The following is a 23,631-nucleotide window of genomic DNA, read 5'->3' on the forward strand; positions in this document are numbered from 1 at the left end:
CGCCGGGCCGCCCGCCCGGCGCCGGGGGCGGTGCGGGGGCGCGGAGCAGGCCGACGGTACCGGCCGAGGCGACGCGCTCGGTGCGGCCGTCGACGGTCAGGTCGACGGCGGCGGCGTCGCACGGGGTACGGAGGAGGAAGGCGGCGAGTTCCCGGCAGGTCGTGGCCTCGTCGTCGCCGGTGCCGATCGCCTCCAGCATCTCGGCCGGCGACGGCGCCCGGTGCGGGGCCGGGCCGGTGGGGTGCCCGTCGCGATCCGACACGTGTCCTCCGCTCCCGGGCCCGGCCGGCGGCCCGGTGCGGGCCGTCGGCCGTCCCATTCCACCAGCCCGGGCGCGGCGGGCGGGGCAGCGCGCCGGTCGGTCACCGCGGCGGGGCCAGGCGCTCCCAGAGGAAGGTGTGCACCAGTGCCTCGTTGAAGGCGGTCTGCTGGTGGTCGGTGGCCCCGGAGTGGCCGCCGCCCAGGTGTTCGTGGAAGAGCACGGGGTGCCCGAACTCGCGCAGCCGGGCGGCCGCCTTGCGGGCGTGGCCGGGGTGGACTCGGTCGTCGCGGGTGGAGGTGAGCAGGAGCAGCGGCGGGTACGGGGGGCCGTCGGCGCGGATGCGGTGGTACGGGGAGAGGGCCTCCAGGTGCGGCCGGTCGGCGGGGTCGTCGGGGTCGCCGTACTCGGCGGTCCAGCTGGCTCCGGCGAGGAGCTTGTGGAAGCGGAGCATGTCGAGGAGGGGGACGTGGGCGACGACCGCGCCGAAGAGTCCGGGCTCGCGGGTGAGCATCGCGCCCATCAGGAGGCCGCCGTTGCTGCCGCCCTCGATGCCGAGCTGGGCGGGGGTGGTGATGCCTCGGGCGGTGAGGTCGCGGGCGACGGCGGCGAAGTCCTCGTAGGCCCGGACCCGGTTCGCACCGAGGGCGGCCTGGTGCCAGGCGGGCCCGTACTCGCGCCCGCCCCGGATGCCGGCGACCACGTACGTCCCGCCGCGCGCGAGCCAGGCGCGGCCGGTGACGGCGCTGTAGTACGGGACCATCGAGACCTCGAAGCCGCCGTAGCCGTAGAGCAGGGCGGGGCCGGGGCCGGGGCGGTCCTCGGGGCCGATGACGAAGTAGGGCACCCGGGTGCCGTCGGGTGAGGTGGCGAAGTACTGGCTGACGGTGAGGCCGTCGGTGTCGAAGAGGGCGGGGGCCTGCTTGAGCGTCTCGCCGCCGCCGGTGCCGGCCTCGCCCCGGTAGAGGGTGGAGGGCTGGAGGTGGCCGGTGACGTCGAGGAAGTACTCGTCGCTCCCGTCGGGGTCGGTGCCGGTCACCGTGGCCGTCGACAGCGGGGGTACGCCGGCCAGGGGGGCGCGGGTCCAGCCGTCCGGGCCGGGGGTGAGGAGCTCCAGGCGGGAGGAGACGTCGGCGCGGGTGCGCAGGATGAGGTGGTTGCGGGTCCAGTCGTAGCCGGCGAGGGCGGTGCGCTCGTCGGGGGTGAACAGGACCTGCGGGGTGCGGTCGCCGGCCCGGTAGGCGTCGAAGCCGAAGGCGAGGAGGCTGCCGGCGGGGTGTCCGAGCCAGGGCGAGCGGGGGTTGACGAGGAGCCAGTCGCGGTGGACGCCGGCGATCGCGTCGTCCGGTACGTCGATCTTCTCGGGCCGGGCGGCGGCTCCTGCGGTTCCGGGGGTTCCGGGGGTTCCGGGGAGGAGGAACAACTCCTGGTTCCAGAAGTCGATGGAGCGGAGGACGAAGTCCCGTTCGAAGCCGGGGGTGTGGTCGCGCCAGCCGGATGCGGACAGGTCGGCGGGGCGGCCCTCGTAGACGGTTTCGGCCTCGTGCAGGGGGGTGCCGCGGCGCCACCGGCGGACCTGGAGGGGGTAGCCGGAGGGGGACATGGAGCCGGGGCCGAAGTCGGTGCCGATCCAGAGGTGGTCGTCGTCGATCCAGCCGGCCCGGGTCTTGGCCTCGTCGACGGTGAACCCGTCCTCGACGAACCGGAGCGTCTCCAGGTCGAACTCGCGCACCACGCAGGCGTCGGCGCCGTCCCGGGAGAGCATGACGAGGGCGTGGCGGTGGTCCGGGGCCAGGACGCGGCTGCCGGCCCAGGCCCACGGCTCGCCCTCGGCCTCGGCGAGCGCGTCGAGGTCGAGGACGGTCTCCCACTCCGGCCGCTCGGTGCGGTACTCCTCCAGGCCGGTGCGGCGCCAGATGCCGCGCAGCCGGTCGGCATCCTGCCAGAAGTTGTAGAGGTGGCGGCCGCGCCGGACCACGTACGGGATCCGGCCGTCGTCGTCGAGCACCTCCCGCACCTCGCGCTCCAGCACCTTGAACGCGGGGTCAGGGGTCAGCGCCGCGACGGTCTCCGCGTTGCGCTCCCGCACCCAGTCGAGGGCGGCCTCGCCGGTCACGTCCTCCAGCCAGAGGTAGGGGTCGTCTGCGGGGGAACCGGGCGCGGGGTCGCGGGGGGCTTCGTGGCTCATCCGCCGATTGTGCCGGACGGCGGCACGGGCACGGGCGGCTAGGCCGTCTCTTCCGGATCTTGCCGGTCAGGCCCGCGTCGTCCGGTGCCGTGCATCGGCGCCTTGGCGGGGCGCCGCCGTACTGGACGTACTTGGTGCCCCGCCAAGGCGGCGAGGTGCGGTGCCGGGCGGCGCGGGCCAGGCAAGATCCGGAAGAGACGGCCTACACCTCGGTGTGGTGGAGGGTCTCCAGGCGGGCCAGGTCGTCCCCGGTCAGGCGGAGGGCGCCGGCGGCCACGTTGGCGTCGAGGTGGGCGGGGTTGCCGGTGCCGGGGATGGCCAGGACGTGGGGGCCGCGGTGCAGGGTCCAGGCGAGGCGGACCTGGGCGGTGCTCGCCCCGTGGGCCCGGGCGACGGACTCCAGCACCTCGCTCTCCGCGCCGCCGGCGCCGTCCTCGCCCCGGGCGGCGGCGATGGAGTAGAAGGGCACGAAGGCGATGCCCTGCTCGCCGCAGGAGCGGACGAACTCGTCCTGCCCGGCGCCCGTGCCGATGCCGTACCGGTTCTGCACGCACACGACGGGGGCGATGGCCCGGGCCTCCGCGAGCTGCTCCGGCCTGACGTTGGAGACGCCGAGGTGGCGGATGAGGCCGGCTTCGCGGAGTTCGGCGAGGGCGCCGAAGCGCTCGGCGAGCGAGTCGGTGCCGACGACGCGCAGGTTGACCAGGTCGAGGTGGTCGCGGCCGAGCTGGCGGAGGTTCTCCTCGACCTGGCCGCGCAGCTCGCTCGGGGTGCGGGCGTGTGCGGCCCACTCCCCCGAGGCGTCGCGGCGGGGGCCGACCTTGGTGGCGATGACCAGGTCGTCCGGGTAGGGGCCGCCGAGGGCGCGGTTGATCAGCTCGTTGGCGGAGCGCAGCGGGGAGAAGTAGAAGGCGGCGGTGTCGATGTGGTTGACGCCGAGTTCGACGGCGCGGCGCAGCACGGCGACGGCGCGGTCGCGGTCGCCGGGCACGGAGTCGGCCCGCAGGGCGGGTCCGTCCTGGGGCACGCGCATGGCGCCGAAGCCGATGCGGTTGACCTTCATGTCCCCCAGGGTCCAGGTGCCCGAGGCGGCGGCGGTGATCGTTTCTGTGGTCATCCGGGGATGATCTCCCGCCGCGCGCCTCGCGCACCAGGCGTTCCGTCGAGTAGACACTGTCTACTACCGGCTGGTAAACAGTGCGCATGGAACCGTTGGGGGAAGAGGGGCCGGGAACGACGCTGCGCGAGCGGCTGGTCGACGCCGGGGTGGAACTGCTCGCGGCCGAGGGGCCGGGAGCGCTGGGACTGCGGGAGATCGCACGCCGCGCCGGGGTGTCGCACGGGGCGCCCCGCCGGTACTTCCCCACCCACCGGTCCCTGCTGTCGGCGGTCGCCCGGCGCGGGTTCGAGGAGCTCTCCGCCAGGTTCGTGGTGGCGATCGCCGGGCAGTCCCGGCCGCGTGAGCAGGTGCGGGCGCTGGGGCGGGCGTACGTGGGCTACGCGCTGGAGCGGCGCGGGATGTTCGAGCTGATGTTCCGCCACGACCTGCTGGACGGCACCGGCCAGGACCCGGCGGAGGCCGGTCCCCGGCTGCGGGAGTCGACGCGGCCGCTGTTCGAGCTGCTGACCGCCCTGGTCGGCCGGTGCGGGGCGGCGGCGCCCGGGGTGACGGCCGCCGCGCTGTGGGCCAATCTGCACGGGGTGGCCCAGCTGTGGGCCTGGGGCAGCCTGCCGCTGGCCCTCGGGGAGGATGACGGGCGGGTGGACGTGGACCGCCTGGTGGCGGCCGCCCTGGACGCCCACCTCGGCCCGGAGCCGGCGTGAGGCGGCGGCTCGCGCTCCTGGCGAGCGTGGGCGGGGCGGCGCTGGTCGCCCTCGACGGCACGGTGCTGATGGTGGTGCAGCCCGCGCTGCGCCGGGACCTCGGGGCGGGCGTGGCCGAGGTCCAGTGGACGAGCACCGCCTACCTGCTCACCGTCGCCGCCTTCCTGGTCCTCGCGGGCCGTCTCGGGGACCGGTACGGGCACACCCGTCTCCTGGCGACCGGGGTGCTCGGCTTCGCGGCGGCGTCGGCGGGGATCGCGCTGGCGCCCGGAGTCGGCTGGGTGATCGGGCTGCGCGCGGTCCAGGGGATGTTCGGAGCCCTGGCGCAGCCGGCCACGCTCGCCCTGCTGCGGCTGGCTTACCCGCCGGAGCTGCTGGGCAGGCCGGTGGCGGTGCGGACCGCCGCGATCGGGGTGGCCGCGGCGGCGGGGCCGCTGCTGGGCGGGGTGCTGGTGGCGGGGTTCGGCTGGCGGTCGGTGTTCGTGCTGAACGTCCCGGCCGCGCTGGCCGTCGCCGCGCTCGCACTCGCCGTACGGGTGCCCGCGCCGCCCCCGGCCGGGCCGGCCCGGCTGGGGGCGGCGGGTCCGGCCCTGCTCGCGCTGGCCCTGGCGGGCCTGGTGCACGCGTTGGCCGGCGTACCGGCGTACGGGTGGGCCGCGCCGCGGACGCTGCTGGGGCTCGGGGCCGCCGCCGGGCTGGGGGCACTCTTCGTCCGGGGCGAACGGCGGGCGCGGCAGCCGCTGGTGCCGGCCGAGGTGGCCCGGTCGCGGCCGGTGGCGGCCTCGATGGCACTGCTGCTGGCGGTCTCCGCCGGGATGTTCGGGGCGCTGTTCACCGCCACCTTCCTGCTCCAGGACGTACGGGGGCTGGGTCCGCTGGAGACGGGGCTGCGGGTGCTGCCGCTGACCGCGCTGATGGTCGCCGGGGCGCCGGTGGCGGCGGCCGCGCTGCGCCGGTACGGGGCACGGCGGACGGCGCTCGCCGGGACCGGGCTGGTGGTCCTCGGCATCGCGGGGCTGGACACGGCCGGCGGGGTGGCGTTCGGGCTGCTCGGGGCCGGGTTCGCCGCGGTGATGGTCACGGCGACCGGGACGGTGGTGGGCGACGCTCCGCCCGGGTTCGCGGGGGTGGTGGGCGGGCTCAAGCAGACGGCGATGAACGTCGGTCCCTCGCTCGGCATTGCGGCCGCGGCGGGGGCCGGGGCGGCGGGAACGGCCCCCGCCGGACGGCCGCTCACGGTACTGGCCCTCCTGGCGGGCCTGGGCCTGGCGGCGGCCCGACTGCTCCCGGGACGCGGGGCCGCCGGTGCGGCGGCCGAATAGCCGACGCCCGGCCGAGCCGGGTCCGGCGACCGCGGCCCGGGGCGGGCCCGGGCGGGACGGGCTCGGGCGGGACGGGCTCGGGCGGGACGGGAGGTGCGGTTCCGGCCCGGTGTGGGGTGCCGGGCCGGAACCGTGGGGCGTGGGGGGTCAGGGGGTGAGGGTCCAGCGTTGGGTCGTGGCGCCCGTGCAAGGGGTGCGGGTGAGGGTGGTGCCGTTGGCCGTGCCGTTGCCGGACGGGGTCAGGCACTGGCCCGCCGTGCGGAGGCTGCCGTCCGGGCCGGGCTGCCAGGTCTGGGCGGGGGTGCCCGCGCAGGGCTGGACGGTGACCCGCGCCGGGTCGGCGGCGTCCAGGCAGACGCCGCCCAGGCCGGTGAGGCGGCCGTCGCCCTGGAGGGTCCAGCGCTGGTTGGGGCCGCCGTGGCAGGAATAGAGGGTGGGGGCGGTGCCGGGGGCGGTGGCGCTGTGCGGCAGGTCGGCGCAGCTCGCGGAGGCCGCGTTGACGAGGGTGGCGTCGGCGGGCAGGGGCGTGGGCCGGCCGGTGAGGGTGATCTCGGCGGCGCTGGTCCAGGGGCCGCGGCCGCCCGCCTCGGTCAGGGCTCTCAGCCGCAGGTAGCGGCCGGTGCGGGGGGCGAGGGTGACGGATTTGGCGGCGGCGGTGTCGGCGAAGGTGCCGGTGGCGGCCGGGGTGCCCCAGTCGGTGGTGGTGTCGGAGACGTAGACCTCGTAGCCGCCGATCCGGCCGTTGACGCCGCCGTCCTGGCGGGGCAGGTAGCCGAGGCCGTCGACGGTGTAGCGGGCGCCGAGGTCGATGCGGATCTCGTGCGGAAGGGCGGCGGGCTTGTTCGAGGACCAGGCGGTGTGCCAGAGGGTCGCGGGGTCGCCGTCGAAGGCGTTGACGGCGGCGCCGTTCTCGGCGGCGGTCTCCTGGCTGTCGGCGGAGACCAGGCTCCAGCCGGCGGAGGGGACGGGGGACGAGGTGACGGGGATCGGGTCGGCCGCGGGGACGGAGGTCCCGGTGGCGGTGACGCTGAAGGCGCCCGCCTTCGTACCGGTCTTGACCCACAGGACGCCGCCCCGGTCGGCCGGGTCGAAGAACCAGCCGGTGGCGGCGGAGTCGTAGGCGCTCTTGTCCGCCAGGCGGGGCAGTGCCGCGCCGTCCGCCGTGAGGGCGGTGGGGGCGGTGGCCACGTGGAGGGTGAGCTCGTAGCCGCGCGAGGCGGGCTTTCCGGCGTAACTCCCCTGGGGAGCGCCGACGTTGACGGTGACGGTGCCGGAGCCGCTCGCCGGGGCGGTGACGTCGACCTGCTGGCGGGCGTATGCGCCCGTGGCGTAGGCGCGGGTGCGGCCGTCGTCCTCGTACAGGCTGAAGGAGGAGGCGCCGCGCGGGTGGATGTCGTAGGTGAGGGTGGAGACGGGCTTCTCGCCGCCGTAGTTCATCTGCGGCCACATCGGGACGACGGCGCCGCCCTTGACGAAGAGCGGCAGGGTGTCGAGGGGCGCCCGGTAGCCGTTCAGCCAGCCGGGGCCCGCGTACGTCTTGCCCGTCCAGTAGTCCGTCCAGGTCCCCGCGGGCAGGTAGATGCCGTCGCGCACGGAGGTGTCGGAGACGACGGGCGCGACGAGGAAGGAGTCGCCGGCCATGAACTGGCCGCTGGTGAGGTTGCCCCGGGCCACCGGGTCATCGGGGTACTCCAGGACCATGGCGCGCGTGCTGGGGACGCCGGTGTCGTGGGCGACGCGGCTCATCGTGTACAGGTAGGGCATCAGCCGCATCTTCAGCTGGAGGTACTTGCGGTTGATGGAGAGGTACGGCTCGGCGAAGCGCCAGGGCTGCTTGTCCTGGTAGCCGGCGGACGGGTTGACGGCGCCCCAGCCGGACATGGTCATGAAGGCGGGGGTGAACGCCTTCCACTGGAGGTCGCGGGCGTACGTCTTGGGGCTGCCGCCGAAGATCCCGTCGACGTCGCCGGAGGCGTAGTTGAGGCCGGACAGCCCGGCGCCCGCGATGGCGGGGACGTGCCAGCGCATGTCGTCCCAGGTGCCGTACGTGTCACCGGTCCAGACGACGGCGTTGCGCTGGGTTCCGGCCCAGCCGTCGACGGTCCAGACGTAGCGGCGGGCGTCCGAGTTCTTCTCGATGCCGTCGACGGCCTGCTGGACGCCCTGGAAGGCGGTCTTGTAGCCGCCGCCGATCCACGCCACGTCGGTCTTGACCCCGCGAGAGCCGGCGGTGGCGACCTCGTCGGCGATGGAGCCGAGGCCGGTGGAGGTCCACAGGCCGGTCTGGAATCCCTTGGCCTTCAGGGCGTCGACGGTGGACTTCAGGGGCGCGGTGTAACCGCAGCCGTAGCCGTCGTTGGGCAGGAACCAGCCCGAGGGCATGTCCGCGGCGCGGGCGTCGGAGGCGTACCCGGCCACGTCGGGGGTGGTCTGGTGGCGCAGCCGGCCGTGGTCGCCCTGGTAGTCGGGGTTCGAGGCGTTGAAGCAGTCGGCGTTGCCGAGTTCGAAGCCCCACTGGGGCGCCATGAACGGCTTTCCGCTGACGTCGGTGTAGGCGTCGAGGACGGATTTGAGGGAGCCGCCCGTGAAGTACCAGGCGTCGAACCGGTTCTCGTCGTGGGTGAGGGTGGTGGGGGCGTTGAAGGCGTACGAGCCGGGGGCCCAGGTGTTGCGCATGACGCCGTAGTCGTTGGTGGACATGTAGAAGGGGGCCGGGCTCGCGTTGTCGTTCTCGCGCCACTTGTTGTCGACGGCCACGGGGACGGTCTTGTCGCGCAGCGCCCATTCGCCCAGGCGCAGACCGGTGCCGTAGAACTGCTCGTCGGCGCCGCGCGCCAGGGTCTGGACGGTCTTGCCGCCGCCCCACTTGGTGGGCTGGGTCTCCTGCCAGACGGGGGTGGAGTCGTCGGCCCGGTAGACGGAGAACATCAGGGGCGACTTGGTGACGTGGATGGAGAGGGAGCCGGTGCTGATCCGGTAGTAGGTGCCCGCGTCGGTGTAACTCGCCGCCACGGGGCCGAAGTCGGTGGTGGGGGCGAGGTCGGTGCCGGCCGGGTCGTCGGTGAAGGAGCCGTCCGGGGACAGCCAGAGCCGGAAGATGTCGGCGCGGGCGACGGTGACGCGGGCCTTGGCCCCGCTGGTGGTGCTCACGGTGAAGGTGCCGCCCGACTGGGACAGGCCGGTGGCGGAGCCCGCGGTGGAGGACGGGGCCGCCGGGGCGGCGGCCGCGCGGGCCGTGGCCGGTCCGGCCGCCGCGAGGCCGGCGACGGCGAGGACGCCGGCGAGCAGGGCCGCGAGCCGGCTGCGGGCGCGGGCGCGGGGGCGCGGGGGGTCGTGCCGGGTGCGGGGGTGGTCGTGCCTCGTGGTCGGTCTCGTCGTGCTCGGCGGACGCGTCTGACTCATCGGGCAGCTCCTCGTGCGGTCCGGATGGCGGACAAGCGCTTTGGCATGCACCCGGAAAGATAGCGATCCCGGCGGGGTTGGTGAAGGAACTTGCTCGAAGTGCTGTGCGAGCACGCAGCTTCGAGCAGATTCCGAGCGGCGGAAGCCCTGTCCGGGAATGAGCGTTTGCCCCTCCCCGGACAGGGCACGGCCTCGGGCCGGTCAGCCGGCGCTGACGCGGATCTTGGACTGGCCGTGGCCGAGGGTCTCCCAGTCGTCCATGAACCGGGCCTTCAGCCCGTGCCGGGCCGCGAGGGCCACGAGGGTCTCGGTGCGGTAGTAGAAGTCCTCCCGCAGCACCTGGTGTTCGGCGCCCTCGGTGCGGTCGAAGGTGAAGTCGAACCAGCCGCCGGGCGCGAGCACCCGCTCCACGTGGGCCAGGCACTCGTCGATGATCCCGATCGGCGAGTGGGAGAACACGCTGTGCGCGTGGACCACGTCGAAGTGGCGGTCGGGCAGGAAGTCCAGGGTGAGGTCCTGGGTGATCGTGAGGTACGGCAGCTTGTCCTGGAGCCCGCGCCCGGACAGGGTCCGCTTGGCGGCTATGAGGATGTCGGGCGAGATGTCGATGCCGTAGTAGTGGCCCGCGTCGAGGTGCTCGATGAACCTCCAGCCCGCGCGCAGGTTCCCGCAGCCGATGTCGAGCATGCGGTGGCGCGGGGACAGGCCGTGGCCCGCGAGGTAGTCGAACTGCATCTTGCCCAGGGCCAGCCAGCGGTCGTGGGTCTGGCTGCCGACGGCGGCCTCCGGGTTGCGGCCGGTGTCGGAGGCCATGACCGCGCGGTAGTAGCCCACGTGGTCGGGGTGCTTGAAGCGCAGCCAGCCGTCGCGGGCGGCGCGGCGTACGTACGGGGCGATGCGGGTCGGGTTGCTCAGCGCGTAGCGGACCTTGTGGCCGACGCTGGCGCGGTCGGCGGTGAGGTTCTTCCTGGTGGCCATGAGGGGTCTCCCCTGGGGTGCTCGGTCGTACGGTGCGTGTATGCGTGTGTGCGTGCGGTTCGCGGGGCGTACGGGGCGGGTGGGGTGTGGGACGGTGTTCCTGCGCCGGGGGCCCGCGCCGGTCAGGCGGTGCGGCGGCGCAGGACGAGCAGGGTCAGGCCCACGAGTGCGGCGGCGGCCCCGAGGTAGAGGGCGGAGTCGATCCACTGGAAGGTCCAGAAGTCGCCGCTGGGATAGACCTTGTGGTAGCGGGCGACGAACCCGTGTTCCGCCATGCACTGGCGGAGCTCCTCGCCGGAGGTCTGGCAGACGGTGTTGATGGAGTGCTCGCGGCCGTCGGGGGTGAGGTAGCCGAACTCGCCCGTGGACCAGGCGCTGCCGACGGGCCGCTTGGGGGTCATGCCCGGGGTGATCCGGGTCTCCGGGTCGATCCAGCTCCTGCGGAAGTAGGTGGCGAACACCATGGCCGTGCCGATGGCCGTGAGGGCCGCCGCCATGGCCGGCAGCACGCGGGGCACCAGCAGGCCCGCCAGGGTTCCCGCGGCCAGGCCGAAGAGGGCGCAGGCCACGGGGGCGGGGCCGGTGGCGTTGTACACGGGGGCGTCGTGCCAGTACAGGCCGTCGAGGGTGTTGGCGATGGGCAGCCACCACCAGGCGACGAGGGCGGCGACGACCACCGAGGCGACGACGGCGCAGAGCGCCGCGAGGCCGAAGCGGGCCGCGAACCAGCGGCGGGGGCCGACGCCCTGGGTGAGGGCCAGCTTGAAGGTGCCGGTCTCCAGTTCGCGGCCGATGAGCGGCGCTCCCCAGAACACACCGATGAGGGCGGGCAGGAGGAGGCCGGCGGTGCCCAGGACCCGGATCGCGGTGGTGTTGCCCTGCAGGATCTCGAAGGTGGCGAGGCTTTCGCAGCCGCCGTTCCAGCCGGGACAGGGGGTCCAGCCGTACTGGTCGATCAGCCGCGTCATTTCGGAGCGCCGGTACGCCACCCAGGCCGCGCAGGCCACCAGCAGGGCGGCGCCCGAGAGGATCAACGGCCGTTGCTGGCGCCAGGCCAGCCAGAGCACGCCCTTCACGCGACGGCCTCCTTCGTGGGGTCCGCCGCGTCGGCGTCGGGCTTGGGGGTGTGGAGGTGTGCGAGCAACAGGGTTTCCAGGGAGGGGGTTTCGGCTATCCAGCGCCCGTCGGGGGCGTCCGGTTCCGCGGGCCCGCCGCGGACGAGGGCGGTGACCTGCCGGCCGGCGACGGCGGCGTGCACGACGGTGCCGCGGTCGAAGTCGCGGGGCAGGCCGTCGCGCTCCATCGGGTCGGCGCGGCCGGTGAGCCGGGTGTGCCCCGCGCACAGGTCCTGGACGTCACCGGCCAGGCGGACGGTGCCGCCCGTGAGGAGCAGGACGTGGTCGCAGACGTCCTCCAGTTCGGCGAGCACGTGGGTGGACATCACGATGCCCGTGCCGCGTTCGGCCGCCTCGGCCATGAGCAGGCCCATGACCTCGTGGCGGGCGAGCGGGTCGAGGTCGGCGAGCGGCTCGTCGAGGAGCAGCAGGTCGGCCCGCTTGCCGAGGACGAGGGCCAGGGCCACCCGGGTGCGGCTGCCCCCGGAGAGGGAGCCGATCCGCGCGTCGAAAGGGACGTCCCCGCCGCGCACGAGGCTTTCGGCGGCGGCCTGGTCCCATTGGCCGGGGTTCAGCTCGCGGCCGAGGCGGAGGGTCTCGGCGACGGTGAAGCGGGCGTGGAGCGGTTTCTCCTGGGCGAGGAAGGCGGTGCGGCGGCGCGCCTCGGCGGTGCCGGGGGCGTGGCCGAAGACCCGTATCCGCCCGGCGGTGGGGCGCAGCAGGCCGGCCGCTAGCTGGAGCAGGGTGCTCTTGCCGGCGCCGTTGGGGCCGACGAGGGCGGTGACCCGGCCCGGGGGCAGTTCGACGTCGCAGGCCCGCAGGGCCCGCCGGCCCGGGAAGTCCCGTCCCAGGCCGGCGGCGGCCAGGGCCGGCGCGGGGTCGTCCGGCGCGTGGTGGGGATCGTTCTCGTGGGGATCGTTCACGCCGTGTCCTCTCTCGACTGTCCGGGCGCGGGCCCGGAGGGGTTGAAGCTGTCGTCCACGACGGCCGCGACGAGCGCCGTGATGTCCTCGCGGTCCAGTCCGGCCTCACGGGCCCGTTCCACCCATCCGGCGAGGGCGGTGCGCAGCGGCGAGTCCGCCGCCGCCTGGGGGTGGGAGAGCGAGCGCCGTACGAACGTGCCCGCGCCGGGGCGGGGTTCGACGAGGCCCTCGCGTTCGAGTTCCCGGTACGCCTTGAGGACGGTGTTGGGGTTGATCGCGGTGGCCGCGACCACCTCACGGGCCGTCGGCAGCCGGTCGCCGGGCTCCAGCACGCCCAGGCGCAGGGCCTGTTTGACCTGGGTGACGAGTTGCAGATAGGTCGCGACGCCGCTGCGCCGGTCCACGCGGAACTCCATGGTCTCCTTCCTGCACTATTCCACTAACGTGTTAGTGGAATAGTGCAGACGAGGTGAGTGATCGTCAAACCGGGGGTGGCGGAGTATGACCGAACGGTCACAGCGCACCGAGGACGGAACGCGGGGGCCTGACCAGCCATCTAGGTGATCAACGGGCCCGGAACGGGGCGCGCTCTACGTGACGGTGAGACCGGCGGAGCCGGGTGTGGACAGCAAGGTGGGCGGGGATGAAGGCGGAATCGGTGGCGGGCGACGAAACGGGTGCCCTGGCCGGGCGGGAGGGTTCCGACACCCTTGCCCTGGCCGGGCGGGGAGGGGTGGGCACCCATGCCCTGGCCGGGCGGGGAGCGTCCGACACGGAGGCCCCGACCCGTCGGGAGGGGTCCGCCACTGAGCCCCCGACCGGGCGGGAGGCCACCGACGCCGAGGCCCGCACCGGGCGGGACCAGGCCGACGCCGAGGCCGGGCGTGAGCGTGCTGACACCGCCGAGCGGGGGCAGGACCACGCCGCCGAACACGAGCGGCCCGAGGCCGACGACGCCGCCGCCGAGCCGGAGGGCGCCGGCACCCTCGCCGGGCGGAAGCAGGCCGACGCCGATGACGTGGCCAAGCGGGGGCAGGCCGAAACCGGCGACCTCGCCAGGCAACGGGCCGAGGCCGACGCAGCCGCCCAGCGCGGACAGGCTCACGCGAATGCCCTGACCAGGCGAAAGGGCGCCGACAGCGACGATCTCACCGAACGCGAGCAGTCCGACGCCGACGCCCTCGCCGAGCGCGAGGACGCCGGCACGAGCGACGTCGCCGGGCGGGAACACGCCAACACCGATGCCCTGGACGGGCAGAAGCACGGCCACACCGACGGCCGGGCCGAGCGCGAGCACGCCGATACGGACGACGTCGCCGGGCGGGAGCGGGCCGACACCGCCGTCCCGAAGGGGCCTGAGCGGACGGAGTCCGGCGTCCCGAAGGGGTCTGAGCGGACGGAGTCCGGCTCCGGGGCCGCCTCCGGGAGCGCTTCGGGCGAAGCGGACTCGGGCTCCGGTGCTCGGACGGCCTCGGGCAGCGGGGAGCGTCTGGACGCTGACGGTGCTTCAGGGAGGCGCGCCGAGCGCGGGGGCCGGGGCGACGCCCGGGCCGTGGACGCCGGCGCCCGTTCCCAGGAGGCGGAAGGCGGAGGCGGAGCGCGCACCCCTGCCGACAAGGCCGTTCCGGTGGACGTCCCCGGTGGTGCCGGGCCCGCAAGCGCGGACTCCTCCGGGGACGGAGCCGAGGAGCAGGAGGCCTCGGCCGAGCCCACACCCCCGGGCACTGGCCGTCGCAGTGAGGAGACCGCCCCTCAGGGGGGCGACCAGTCCGGTGCCAAGGCCCCCAAGGCCACGGCCGAGGGCGGCCCGGACGCCGCCCGACGCCCCTCGTGGGCGAAGCGGGACGACACCCGCCCGTCGGGCCCGGACCGGCGTGCGGCCCAGGGCGAGGAGGCCCCGGAAGGGGCGGGCGAGCCGCAGGACAAGACCGACACACCCGCACGGCGCCCCTCGTGGGCACACGCCGACGACCGGCCCGAGAAGGACGGCGCCCCGGGCGAAGGCCGCACGGACACTCGGCGTACCGAGGTCGAGGACAAGGCCGGGCCCGGCGGACGGCAGCCGGGGGAAGGGGACGAGACGTCCGCACGGCGGAAGCCGCAGGACGCGGCCCCCGCCGCCGAGGAGCCGACGAGCGCCCGACGGGCCCCGGCCCAGGACGACCAGCCGACCCGGCCCGCGCCGAAGGCCGCAGACACCGCCCGCGCCCCCCAAGGAGCGCCGAGCTCCCGGCAGACGCCGGCGCGGGACGACGAGCCCACCCAGCCGGTACCGAAGCACCCCGGCGCCGCCCCCGGCTCCGACAAGCCCACGGGCTCCCGGCCGGCCCAGGACGATCAGCCGACCCGGCCCGCGCCGAAGGCCGCTGGCACCGCCCGCGCCCCCGAAGGAGCGCCGAACTCGCGGCAGACGCCGGCGCGGGACGACGAGTCCACCCGGCCCGCGCCGAACGGCCCCCGCGTCGACGGGGCGGCGGGCTCCCGGACGGAGTCCAAGGCCGCCGGGGCCGCCTGCCGCGCCGTGGCGGGGTCGGACGACCCCGAGCGCACCAGTGAGTTCGTCGCACTCAAGGACCCCCGCGCCGCCAGGCCCGCGCCCACCCCCTGGCCGGAGGTCATCGAGCCCACCCGTGAGACCCCCCGCCCGCCCCTCGACCTGCTCGCCGAGCTGACCAACACCGGTCCCGCGACGGAGACCCCGCGCCGCACCCTCACGCGTCGCGTCAAGGTGTGGACCCCCATCGTGCTGCTGCTCGGCGGCGCCGTCGTGGGGGGCCAGATGCTGCGCCCGCTCCCGGACGCGCAGCTCGTCTCCGCCCAGGGTTCCGTCACCCTGGACGGCCAGCTGTCCATCCCCTGGCCCGCCAAGGGCCAGGGCGCCGTCCGCATCGCGGGCTCCGGCGACGTCGCCACCTTCGGCGAGCAGAAGCCGACCCCGACGGCCAGCGTGGCGAAGGCGATGACGGCGTACCTCATCCTCAAGGACCACCCGCTGCGCAAGGGCGAGCAGGGTCCCCAGATCGAGATCGACGCGCAGGCGGCCGCCGAGAGCGCTTCCGGCGACGAGTCCCGGATCAAGTACCTCAAGGCCGGGCAGAAGTTCAGCCAGCGCGAGATGCTCGAGATGGTGATGCTGCCGTCCGCGAACAACATCGCCCGCCTGCTCGCCCGTTGGGACGGCGGAAGCGGCGGCGAGGCGGCCTTCGTCGCGAAGATGAACGGCGCCGCCCGGGACCTGGGGATGCGGGACACCACGTACACCGATCCCAGCGGTCTGAACGCCACCACCGTCAGCACCGCCGTCGACCAGCTCAAGCTCGCCGAGGCGGCGATGCAGGACGAGACGTTCCGCGCGGTCGTGGAGACGAAGACCAAGACGATCAAGGGAGTGGTCGATGGGCTCGAGAACAGCAACAAGCTGCTCTGGGCCAAGGAGCTGGGCAACAAGGGCATCAAGACGGGCTCCAGCACCGCCGCCGGCGGCACCCTGGTGTGGGCCGCGGACAAGCAGATCGGCGAGGAGACCCCGCTGATCCTCGGCGCGCTGATGGAGCAGCGCGCGGACGGCCCGGACGTCAACGGCGCCGACAGCCTGGCCCTGGTGCTCGCCAACACCCGCCCGATCAACGAGACCGTCCGCAAGGCCCTCGCCGCCACCCCCGTGATCCACAAGGGCCAGACCGTCGGCCACGTCTCCGACGGCCTCGGCGGCCGGACCCCGCTCGTGGCGACGAAGGACCTCTCGGTGATCGGCGTCCCGGGCCAGAAGCTGCGGCTGACCCTCGGCACGGCCGGCGGCAGGTCCGTGCCGCACGAGGCCGGGTCGGGCACCGAGGTGGCGGTGCTGACGGTGGGCGAGGGCCCGGGCGCGAAGACCGTCCCGGTGGCGGTCGGCACCCGGCTCGCCACACCGTCGTTCGGCACGCGCGTGACCCGGCTCTCCTGAGGCCCCGGAATCACGGAGGAATCATGGACACGCCAGAGGATCCACATCTGCACGAGCTGTGGCTGCTGAGCGGCATGGACGGACGGGGGCCGGCGCCGTTCGTCGACGCCGCCCTCGCCCGTCTGGGCGCCACGCACGAGGAGATGGAGCAGGCGACCAAGCGGTACCAACAGCTGACGGACAAGCGGCAGGGCAGGCTGTCCGCCGTACTGGAGCTCCTGAGCGGCGCACGGATCGAAGGGAGGCGGACGCGGCGCGGGAATCTGGTGGTCGACCGGCACCGGTTCGCCTCCTGGCCGGACTTCGAGTACGAGGTGGAGTACGACCCCGCCGGTCACGGATGGTTCACGGAGCGGGAGGAGTTCGTGCGGGCTCCCGGATCGACGGCCCCCCAGGGGACGCCGGTTCCGTGGGCCTGGTTGAGGGACGAGACGCTCGCGCGGTACGAAGTGCTGCGCGAGATCGACCACTGGGGCCTCTACCACTCCTTCGCGGTCCGCGACGGCGCGGGAGAGCACCTGTTCCTCAGCTTCAGCAGCGGCCTGCTCCAGGAGGTCTGTCTGCTGGAGGTGCTGGACGGCGAGCCCGTCGAGCGCCCCGGGGGCGGTGACGCGCCCTCCGGGGGGTCGTGACATCGTCTACGGATTCGCGATGACCAGCAGCGTGCGGGCCGGTGACGCCCCCTCGGGCAGGGTGCAGCGGTGCGGGACGTCGCCGCGGTGGTGGGCGCTCTGGCCCGCGCGGAGGGTCAGGGGGGCCTCGCCCCGCACCTCCAGGACGACTTCGCCCTCCAGGACGTAGAGGAAGTCCTCACCGGGGTGCTCGAACCAGCCCCGCTCGCCCCGCCCCGGCTCGAAGTGGTGCTCGTACGCCTCCATCAGGCCGCTGCGGCCGCCCGGGATGAGGACCCGGGCCACCTGGCCGGCGGCCTCGGAGACCTGGATGACCTGGGGGTCGCTCTCGTGGCTGATCACGCCCGGGCGGACCGGCGGGCGCAGGAAGGTGCCGGGGGCCACGTCGAGGGCCTCGGCGATGCGGTAGATCGAGCTGAGGCTGGGCGTGGCCAGGCCGCGTTCCAGCTGGCTGAGGAAGGGCTGTGAGAGCCCCGAGCGGGCGGCCAGCACGGCCATGGAGACGCGGCGTGCCGTGCGGCAGTCGCGGATCGCCTGGCCGACCTCGATCGCTTCGGGCGTGGGTTCGGTTCGGGGTCGGGACACGCTGGTGAACGTACCCCATCGGTTTCGGCGGCCCGGGCGGGCGCCGGAGGTTTCGTACTGCTGAAACAGCCCGTTCATAAGCGTGGTCAATTATTGATCTCACTTATCAACGGCCGTCGGAACGATCCGAGGAGTACTCCCGTGCAAGCCACCCCATCCCCCGCCGGCCGGGCCGTCCCCGCCCTGGGCGCGGCCGGTGCCGTGCTGGCGCTCTGGTCGCTGGCCGCCTGGTCCGGTGCGGTGGCCCCGGGTCTGCTGCCCGGCCCGGCCGCCGCCGCGGTGGCGCTGGCCGACGGCGTCCGCAGCGGGGTCCTGGCCTCCGGCCTCGCCGCGAGCCTGGCCCGGGCGGGCCAGGGTTTCGCGCTGGGCGCGGTCATCGGCGGCGCGCTCGGGTTCGCCACCGGGTACCTGCCGAGGCTGTCGGCGGCCGTCACCCCGGTGGTCTCCTTCCTCCGCCCGATCCCGGCCATCGCGCTGGTACCGCTGGCGACGGCCTGGTTCGGGATCGGCGAGAGCGCCAAGCGGCTGCTGATCGCGTACGCCGTCGCCCTCGCGGTCTGGCTCTACGTCCACGACGGGGTCTCGCGGGTGCCGGTCTCGCACCTGCGGGCGGCCCGGTCGCTGGGGGCTCCGCTGCACCGGCGGTTCACCGAGGTGCTGCTGCCCGCCGCCGCGCCCGCGCTGCTCGCGGCGCTGCGGTACGGCGCCTCGGTGGCGCTGCTGGCACTGGTCGCCGCCGAACTGGGCGGGGCCGACAGCGGGCTGGCGTACCGGCTCCAGGTGGACGGCCAGTTCCTGCGGGTGGACCGGATGTTCGCGGGGCTGATCGTCCTCGGACTGCTCGGTGTGGCCGCCGACCTCGTCCTGGCCGCCGTCGGGCGGCGCTTCGTGCACTGGAGCGCGTCATGAGCCTGGAGGTACGGCTGGAGGGGCTGTCGGTGGGGTACGCGTCCGCCGCGCCGGTGCTGGAGCCGACGGACCTGGTGTTCCCGGCGGGGTCGTTCACCGCCCTGCTGGGGCCCAGCGGCTGCGGCAAGTCGACGGTGCTGAACGCGGTGGCCGGCTTCGTCCGGCCGACGGCGGGCCGGGTGACGGCCGGCTCCGTGCCGGTGCGGGAGCCGGGGCCCGAGCGGGGCGTGGTCTTCCAGCACTACGCGCTCTTCCCGTGGCGGACGGCCCTGGGCAACGTCGAGTTCGCGCTGAAGCGGCTCGGGCTGCCGCGCCCGGAGCGCCGGGAGCGGGCACTGGCCGCGCTGGAGGAGGTCGGGCTCGCGGAGGGCGCGCGCAAGTACCCGGCCGAGCTGTCGGGCGGGATGCAGCAGCGGGTGGCGCTGGCCCGGGCGCTGGCGGCGCGGCCGGAAGTCCTGCTGATGGACGAGCCGTTCGGGGCGCTGGACGCCCTGACGCGGGCCCGGATGCAGGAGCTGCTGCGGGAGCTGTGGCGGCGCAGCGGCACGACGGTGCTGTTCGTGACGCACGACATCGACGAGGCCCTCGCCCTGGCGGAGCGGGTGGTGGTCCTCGGCGGCTCCCCGGGCCGCGTCCTGGCCGACCACCCGGTCCCGCCGGGCCCCCCGGACCCGACCCTGCACACCCGGATCGCCACCCACCTGGCCACACCCTGACCCCACGCCGCCCGACGCCTGCCCGAGCCTGACGAACCGACCGCCCCGGCCGGACCCCGGGCCACCCCCACCCGCACCACACCGGCGGCACCCCGTACCGCGGCGCGAGCCCGCTCCCCGTTGGGGTGCGGCGCGCCCCCGCGCGCCTGACTCCCCCTCCCCCGCCCCGAAAGGACCCCGTCCCATGCCCCGACCCCGTGCGGCCGCCGCCGTGCTGCTCGCCGCCGTCCTGTCCCTGTTCGCCACCGCCTGTGCGGGCGACAACAGCGGCGGAGGCGGGGGTTCCGGCCGGCCGTACCGCGTCACCATCGCCGGGAGCGACCAGCTGGGCGGGGCGCCCGTGTACCTCGCGCAGGAGCGGGGGCTGTGGGGCGGCGACGGGGTCGAGGCCACCGTGACCACCCTGCCGACCGGGCGGGACGCGCTGAACGCCGTGCTCGGCGGGCAGGCGCGGTTCGGGGTCGTCGGCGACCTGCCCGCCGTCACGGCGGCGCTCGGCGGGCGGGACGTGCGGATCGTCGCCGAGCTGTCCCGGTTCTCGGACTGGCGGCTGCTGACCCGTACCGACCGCGAGGTCACCGGCTTCGCCGCGCTCAAGGGCCGCAAGGTGGGGGTCCCTCAGGGCACGAACGTCGAGTACGCCCTGAGCCGGATGCTCGCCTCGGCGGGGCTGGCGGCCGCCGACGTGACGGTGGTCAACCTGGCCCCGAACCAGGTCACCGCCGCCCTCGCCCGGGGTGACGTCGACGCCGGGGTGACCTTCCCCAGCTTCTACGAGGCCGCCCGCACCGCCCTCGGCGACCGCTACGCCGAACTCCCCTTCTCCGGCTACACCGCCCGCACCCTGCTCGTCGCCGGCCCCGGCGCGGACGACGCGGCGGCCACCGCCGTCCTGCGTACGGTGCTGCGCGCGCGGCAGGCCGGCGATGCCGATCCGGCCGCCGCCCGCCGGGCGGTGGTCGCCCAGTCCAAGGGGGCGCTCCAGCCCGGCTACGTGGAGGCCTTCCAGCCCCGGTACGCCTACGGCCCGTCGCTGTCCCCCGAACTCCTGGCACAGCTGGCCGACGAGGCCGCCTGGGCCAAGGCCGCCCAGTCCCTTCCGGGCCCCGCCGACCGGCAGGCCCTGCGCGAGCGGCTGCGCCCCGGCCCGCTCAGGGCCGCGGACCCCTCCGCCGTCACCCTCACCGACTGACACCCCGCACGAGAAGAACAAGCAGAACAAGAAGCACGAGCAGAACGAGCAAGGAAGCAGGAAACACGTCATGAGCGTCGACCAGAACACCCTCCGCCGCCGCGGCACCGGCCTGCGCGCCCACGACCCCGCGCGCAGCTACGGCGGCTACACCCTGTACACCCCGATCGCCGGGGACGGCCGCATCCACCTGGTGGACATCGAGGGCAAGTCCGCCCACACCTGGAACTCCCCGCACCCGCCCGGCCGCCAGGCCCAGCTCCTCCCGAACGGGAACCTCTTCTACGCGGCCAAGGACACCTCGGGCCCGAGCCTCTTCCCCATCTGGGACGTCTACCACGGCGGCATCTTCCAGGAGCTGGCCCCCGACTCGACGGTGCTGCGCGAGGTCCGCCACCCCCTCCACCACCACGACGCCTCGGTGCTGCGCAACGGCAACCTGCTCATCACCACCGTCGAGCCCCTCGACCCGGCCGACGCCGCCCGCATCCGCGGCGGCATCCCCGGTTCGGAGGCGGCGGGCGGGGTGATCTACGGGGACGTGGTGTCCGAGCTGACCTGGGACGGGGAGGTGGTGTGGCGCTGGGCGGCGATCGAGCACCTGGACCCGGAGCAGGTGCCGCTGAACCGGCACTTCGCCCGTGAGCACTGGCCGATGGCCAACACCGTCAACGAACTGGCCGACGGCGGCATCGTCGTGGGCTTCCGCAGCGCCTCGACGGCGGTGGCCGTGGACCGGGCCGACGGCTCGGTGCGCTGGAGCATCGGCCCGGACGTGCTGGCCCAGCAGCACCACCCGCACGAGCTGCCCGGCGGCACCATCCTGGTGTTCGACAACGGGACGTATCGGGACACGACTTCGGTGCCGTACTCGCGGGTGCTGGAGCTGGATCCGGCCACGGGCGAGGAGGTGTGGTCGTACGAGGACAACCCTCCGCAGAACTTCTACAGCCCGTACATGTCCAGCGCGCAGCGGCTGCCGAACGGGAACACCTTCATCGCGGAGGGCTCCTTCGGCCGGCTCTTCGAGGTGACCCCGGAAGGGGACGTGGTCTGGGAGTTCGTGGTCCCGGAGTTCGGCTCGTTCAGCGAGGGCACGGGCCTGGAGTCCTCGCGCGGCGCGCAGAACTCGGTGTTCCGCGCCTACCGCTACGCCGCCGAGCAGCTCCCCTGGCTCTGACGGCCCGGGGCCGGAAGGCGGCGCTCCGAAGGCGGGATCCGGACACCCGGGTCCCGCCTCGCGGCGGCCCGCCGCCCGGTGCGGCGTCCACGGCGTCCGGGCGGGGTGGCCGGAAGCAGACCAGTGTGGATGAACAGCACCTTACGGGCTGGTAACTTGCGCGAGTTGATCAAGGTCGGAACGGCTCCCTCCCGGTGCCCTCCGGCCCGAGCCACCCCCCTTGACCGAGGAACCACATTGGCACGCACCGTCCGCACGACGGCCCTCTCGCTCGCGCTCCCCTTCGCCCTCCTGCCCGCCGCCCCGGCCTTCGCCGACTCCCCCACCCCGCACCTGGACTCCGTCGAGCAGGCCGTGCGCCAGGTCTCGCCGGGCCTGGAGGGCTCGGTGTGGGAGCGCACCTCCGGCAACCGCCTCGGCGCCTCCGCCCCCGGCGGCTCCGACTGGCTGCTCCAGTCGCCCGGCTGCTGGGGCGACGCCTCCTGCACCGACCGGCCGGGCTCGCGCCGGCTGCTCGACAAGATGCGCGAGGACATCTCGAAGGCGAAGCAGAGCGTGGACATATCCACGCTGGCGCCGTTCCCCAACGGGGCCTTCCAGGACGCGATCACGGCCGGCCTGAAGGAGTCGGTGCGGCAGGGCAACCGCCTCCAGGTGCGCGTCCTGGTCGGCGCCGCGCCGATCTACCACGCCAACGTGATCCCGTCCTCCTACCGCGACGAGCTCATCGCGAAGCTGGGGCCGGCCGCCGCGGACGTCACCCTCAACGTGGCCTCGATGACCACCTCGAAGACCGGCTTCTCCTGGAACCACTCCAAGCTCGTGGTGGTCGACGGCGGCACGGTCATCACCGGCGGCATCAACAGCTGGAAGGACGACTACCTCGACACCGCGCACCCGGTGAACGACGTAGACCTCGCGCTGTCGGGCCCGGCGGCGGGCTCCGCCGGCCGCTACCTCGACACCCTGTGGGACTGGACCTGCCGCAACAAGAGCAGCTGGGCCAGCGTCTGGTTCGCCTCCTCGGGCGGCGCGGACTGCATGCCCACCCTCCCGCGGCCCGCCGCCCCGGCCGGCGGCGGCGACGTCCCGGCCCTCGCGGTCGGCGGGCTCGGCGTGGGCATCCGCCAGAACGACCCGGCCTCGGCGTTCAAGCCCGTCCTGCCGACGGCGTCCGACACCAAGTGCGGCGTCGGGGTGCACGACTACACCAACGCCGACCGGGACTACGACACGGTCAACCCCGAGGAGAGCGCCCTGCGGGCGCTGGTCGCGAGCGCGACCAGCCACGTCGAGATCTCCCAGCAGGACGTCCACGCGACCTGCCCGCCGCTGCCCCGCTACGACGTCCGCCTCTACGACACCCTCGCCGCGAAGCTGGCGGCCGGGGTCAAGGTGCGGATCGTCGTCAGCGACCCGGCCAACCGCGGCGCGGTCGGCAGCGGCGGCTACTCCCAGATCAAGTCCCTGAACGAGGTGAGCGACGCGCTGCGCGGCCGCCTGACGGCGCTGACCGGCGACGAGCGCAAGTCGAAGACGGCGATGTGCCAGAACCTCCAGCTGGCGACCGCCCGCGCCGCGGACGCGCCGGCGTGGGCGGACGGCAAGCCGTACGCCCAGCACCACAAGCTGGTCTCGGTGGACGACGCGGCCTTCTACATCGGTTCGAAGAACCTGTACCCGTCCTGGCTCCAGGACTTCGGCTACGTCGTCGAGAGCCCGTCCGCCGCGCGCCAGCTCGCGGACTCGCTGCTGGCGCCGCAGTGGAAGTACTCGCAGGCGACCGCGACGTACGACTACGCGCGCGGCCTCTGCCAGGCCTGACGGCCCGCGTGCTCCCGGGTCAGCGCCTGCGCTGGCCCGGGGTGGCCGCCAGGAGCAGCGCCTCGGAGACCAGGCGCGCCCCCCGGGAGAGCCGGCCGAGCTGCTCCAGCTCGATGGCGTACATCCGGATGGTGTTCTCGATGACCGTCTCGGCGACGCCCATGGTCGGCAGCTCGGCCCGGCTGGTCTGCAGGGCCACGCGCACCGCGCGCATCTCGTGCTGGAGCTGGAGCTGGACGTGCCGGGCGAGCAGGGCGTGGTGCCGGGTCAGCGTCAGATAGCTGCCGTAGCGGGCGGGCAGGAGGTCCCGCAGCCAGCGTGTGGCGGTGCGTTCCCAGTCGTGCGTTCCGGGGGCCTTGACCTGGAGGGGCCAGTCCGGGCTGCGCGTGAGGGTGGCCGTCTGGGGCATCTCGTCACTTCCGAGGGGTGTGGAACTCTGATCGAGAGACTGCGGAAAGGGGGCGGCCTCGGCCCAGGGGTTGACCGAGGCCGCCAGGGGCGCTCCTCCGGGGATCCGTAAGCCCTGACCCGACACCCGGTCCCACCGTGAGGAGGTTCGGCGTACTGGGTGTCTGTTCGAGGCGGACGCGGGGAACGTCCGCCTTGGCGTCGATGGGATCCGGAGCGCCTGCGTCA

18 protein-coding genes and 1 pseudogene are annotated in these 23,631 nt (G+C 74.6%); 9 read left to right on the forward strand and 10 right to left on the reverse strand.

The features are described 5' to 3' along the window. The 3 genes and pseudogenes from AB0O29_RS22430 to AB0O29_RS22440 all read right to left on the reverse strand — a co-directional run. Positions 1–262: pseudogene (locus AB0O29_RS22430) on the reverse strand (protein phosphatase); the annotation flags it as partial. A gap of 100 nt (positions 263–362) precedes the next feature. Further along, positions 363–2,447: a prolyl oligopeptidase family serine peptidase gene (locus AB0O29_RS22435; RefSeq protein WP_365153965.1), complete on the reverse strand. Its 2,085-nt coding sequence runs from the start codon at positions 2,445–2,447 to the stop codon at positions 363–365. Positions 2,448–2,649: 202 nt separating this feature from the next. Next, positions 2,650–3,564, reverse strand: a complete 915-nt coding sequence (locus tag AB0O29_RS22440; protein ID WP_365153967.1) for an aldo/keto reductase — start codon at positions 3,562–3,564, stop codon at positions 2,650–2,652. Between the two features lie 86 nt (positions 3,565–3,650). On the opposite strand from AB0O29_RS22440, the gene AB0O29_RS22445 reads away from it, so the two are divergent. Both AB0O29_RS22445 and AB0O29_RS22450 read left to right on the forward strand, forming a co-directional pair. Next, positions 3,651–4,271 (forward strand): TetR/AcrR family transcriptional regulator, encoded by a 621-nt coding sequence (locus AB0O29_RS22445; protein ID WP_365153969.1) that lies wholly within the window; start codon positions 3,651–3,653, stop codon positions 4,269–4,271. After that, a complete protein-coding gene (locus AB0O29_RS22450; RefSeq protein WP_365153971.1) occupies positions 4,268–5,593 on the forward strand; it encodes an MFS transporter in 1,326 nt (441 codons plus the stop codon). The genes AB0O29_RS22445 and AB0O29_RS22450 overlap by 4 nt, the downstream gene beginning before the upstream one ends. A gap of 147 nt (positions 5,594–5,740) precedes the next feature. Here AB0O29_RS22450 and AB0O29_RS22455 read toward each other — a convergent pair whose 3' ends face one another. From AB0O29_RS22455 to AB0O29_RS22475, 5 genes are all read right to left on the reverse strand, one after another. Beyond that, positions 5,741–8,995 (reverse strand): TIM-barrel domain-containing protein, encoded by a 3,255-nt coding sequence (locus tag AB0O29_RS22455; protein WP_365153973.1) that lies wholly within the window; start codon positions 8,993–8,995, stop codon positions 5,741–5,743. 201 nt (positions 8,996–9,196) lie between these two features. Then, positions 9,197–9,973 (reverse strand): class I SAM-dependent methyltransferase, encoded by a 777-nt coding sequence (locus AB0O29_RS22460; RefSeq protein ID WP_365153974.1) that lies wholly within the window; start codon positions 9,971–9,973, stop codon positions 9,197–9,199. Between the two features lie 122 nt (positions 9,974–10,095). Continuing rightward, on the reverse strand, positions 10,096–11,049 hold the full coding sequence (locus AB0O29_RS22465) for a transporter (protein WP_365153976.1): 954 nt from the start codon (positions 11,047–11,049) through the stop codon (positions 10,096–10,098). Continuing rightward, positions 11,046–12,011, reverse strand: a complete 966-nt coding sequence (locus tag AB0O29_RS22470) for an ABC transporter ATP-binding protein (protein ID WP_365153978.1) — start codon at positions 12,009–12,011, stop codon at positions 11,046–11,048. Before AB0O29_RS22470 ends, AB0O29_RS22465 begins: the two co-directional genes overlap by 4 nt. After that, entirely contained in the window at positions 12,008–12,427 is a 420-nt protein-coding gene (locus tag AB0O29_RS22475; RefSeq protein ID WP_365153980.1) for a GntR family transcriptional regulator, read from the reverse strand. The genes AB0O29_RS22470 and AB0O29_RS22475 overlap by 4 nt, the downstream gene beginning before the upstream one ends. 227 nt (positions 12,428–12,654) lie before the next feature. On the opposite strand from AB0O29_RS22475, the gene AB0O29_RS22480 reads away from it, so the two are divergent. After that, the gene (locus AB0O29_RS22480) at positions 12,655–15,957 is read left to right on the forward strand and encodes a hypothetical protein (RefSeq protein ID WP_365153981.1); all 3,303 of its coding nucleotides are present in this window, start codon (positions 12,655–12,657) and stop codon (positions 15,955–15,957) included. A gap of 23 nt (positions 15,958–15,980) precedes the next feature. Next, positions 15,981–16,589: a hypothetical protein gene (locus tag AB0O29_RS22485; protein ID WP_365153983.1), complete on the forward strand. Its 609-nt coding sequence runs from the start codon at positions 15,981–15,983 to the stop codon at positions 16,587–16,589. Between the two features lie 6 nt (positions 16,590–16,595). On the opposite strand, the gene AB0O29_RS22490 is transcribed toward AB0O29_RS22485, so the two are convergent. Further along, positions 16,596–17,174, reverse strand: a complete 579-nt coding sequence (locus tag AB0O29_RS22490; RefSeq protein WP_365153985.1) for an XRE family transcriptional regulator — start codon at positions 17,172–17,174, stop codon at positions 16,596–16,598. A gap of 141 nt (positions 17,175–17,315) precedes the next feature. Between AB0O29_RS22490 and AB0O29_RS22495 the strand changes: the two genes are divergently transcribed. The 5 genes from AB0O29_RS22495 to AB0O29_RS22515 all read left to right on the forward strand — a co-directional run bounded on the left by AB0O29_RS22495 (position 17,316) and on the right by AB0O29_RS22515 (position 22,995). Beyond that, positions 17,316–18,083 carry an ABC transporter permease subunit gene (locus AB0O29_RS22495; protein ID WP_365153987.1) on the forward strand — a complete coding sequence of 256 codons (768 nt, stop codon included), beginning with the start codon at positions 17,316–17,318 and terminating at the stop codon, positions 18,081–18,083. After that, positions 18,080–18,799 (forward strand): ABC transporter ATP-binding protein, encoded by a 720-nt coding sequence (locus AB0O29_RS22500; protein ID WP_365153989.1) that lies wholly within the window; start codon positions 18,080–18,082, stop codon positions 18,797–18,799. The genes AB0O29_RS22495 and AB0O29_RS22500 overlap by 4 nt, the downstream gene beginning before the upstream one ends. A 184-nt stretch (positions 18,800–18,983) precedes the next feature. After that, positions 18,984–19,991 (forward strand): NrtA/SsuA/CpmA family ABC transporter substrate-binding protein, encoded by a 1,008-nt coding sequence (locus tag AB0O29_RS22505; protein ID WP_365153991.1) that lies wholly within the window; start codon positions 18,984–18,986, stop codon positions 19,989–19,991. A gap of 70 nt (positions 19,992–20,061) precedes the next feature. After that, complete coding sequence (locus tag AB0O29_RS22510) at positions 20,062–21,171, forward strand: aryl-sulfate sulfotransferase (RefSeq protein ID WP_365153993.1); 1,110 nt, start codon at positions 20,062–20,064, stop codon at positions 21,169–21,171. Between the two features lie 237 nt (positions 21,172–21,408). Further along, positions 21,409–22,995: a phospholipase gene (locus AB0O29_RS22515; protein ID WP_365153995.1), complete on the forward strand. Its 1,587-nt coding sequence runs from the start codon at positions 21,409–21,411 to the stop codon at positions 22,993–22,995. 19 nt (positions 22,996–23,014) lie between these two features. On the opposite strand, the gene AB0O29_RS22520 is transcribed toward AB0O29_RS22515, so the two are convergent. After that, entirely contained in the window at positions 23,015–23,404 is a 390-nt protein-coding gene (locus tag AB0O29_RS22520; RefSeq protein WP_365153997.1) for a hypothetical protein, read from the reverse strand. Between the last annotated feature and the right edge of the window lie 227 nt (positions 23,405–23,631).

The sequence above is a fragment of the Streptomyces sp. NPDC089915 genome (assembly GCF_040684675.1).
In the GTDB taxonomy this organism is placed as follows: domain Bacteria; phylum Actinomycetota; class Actinomycetes; order Streptomycetales; family Streptomycetaceae; genus Streptomyces.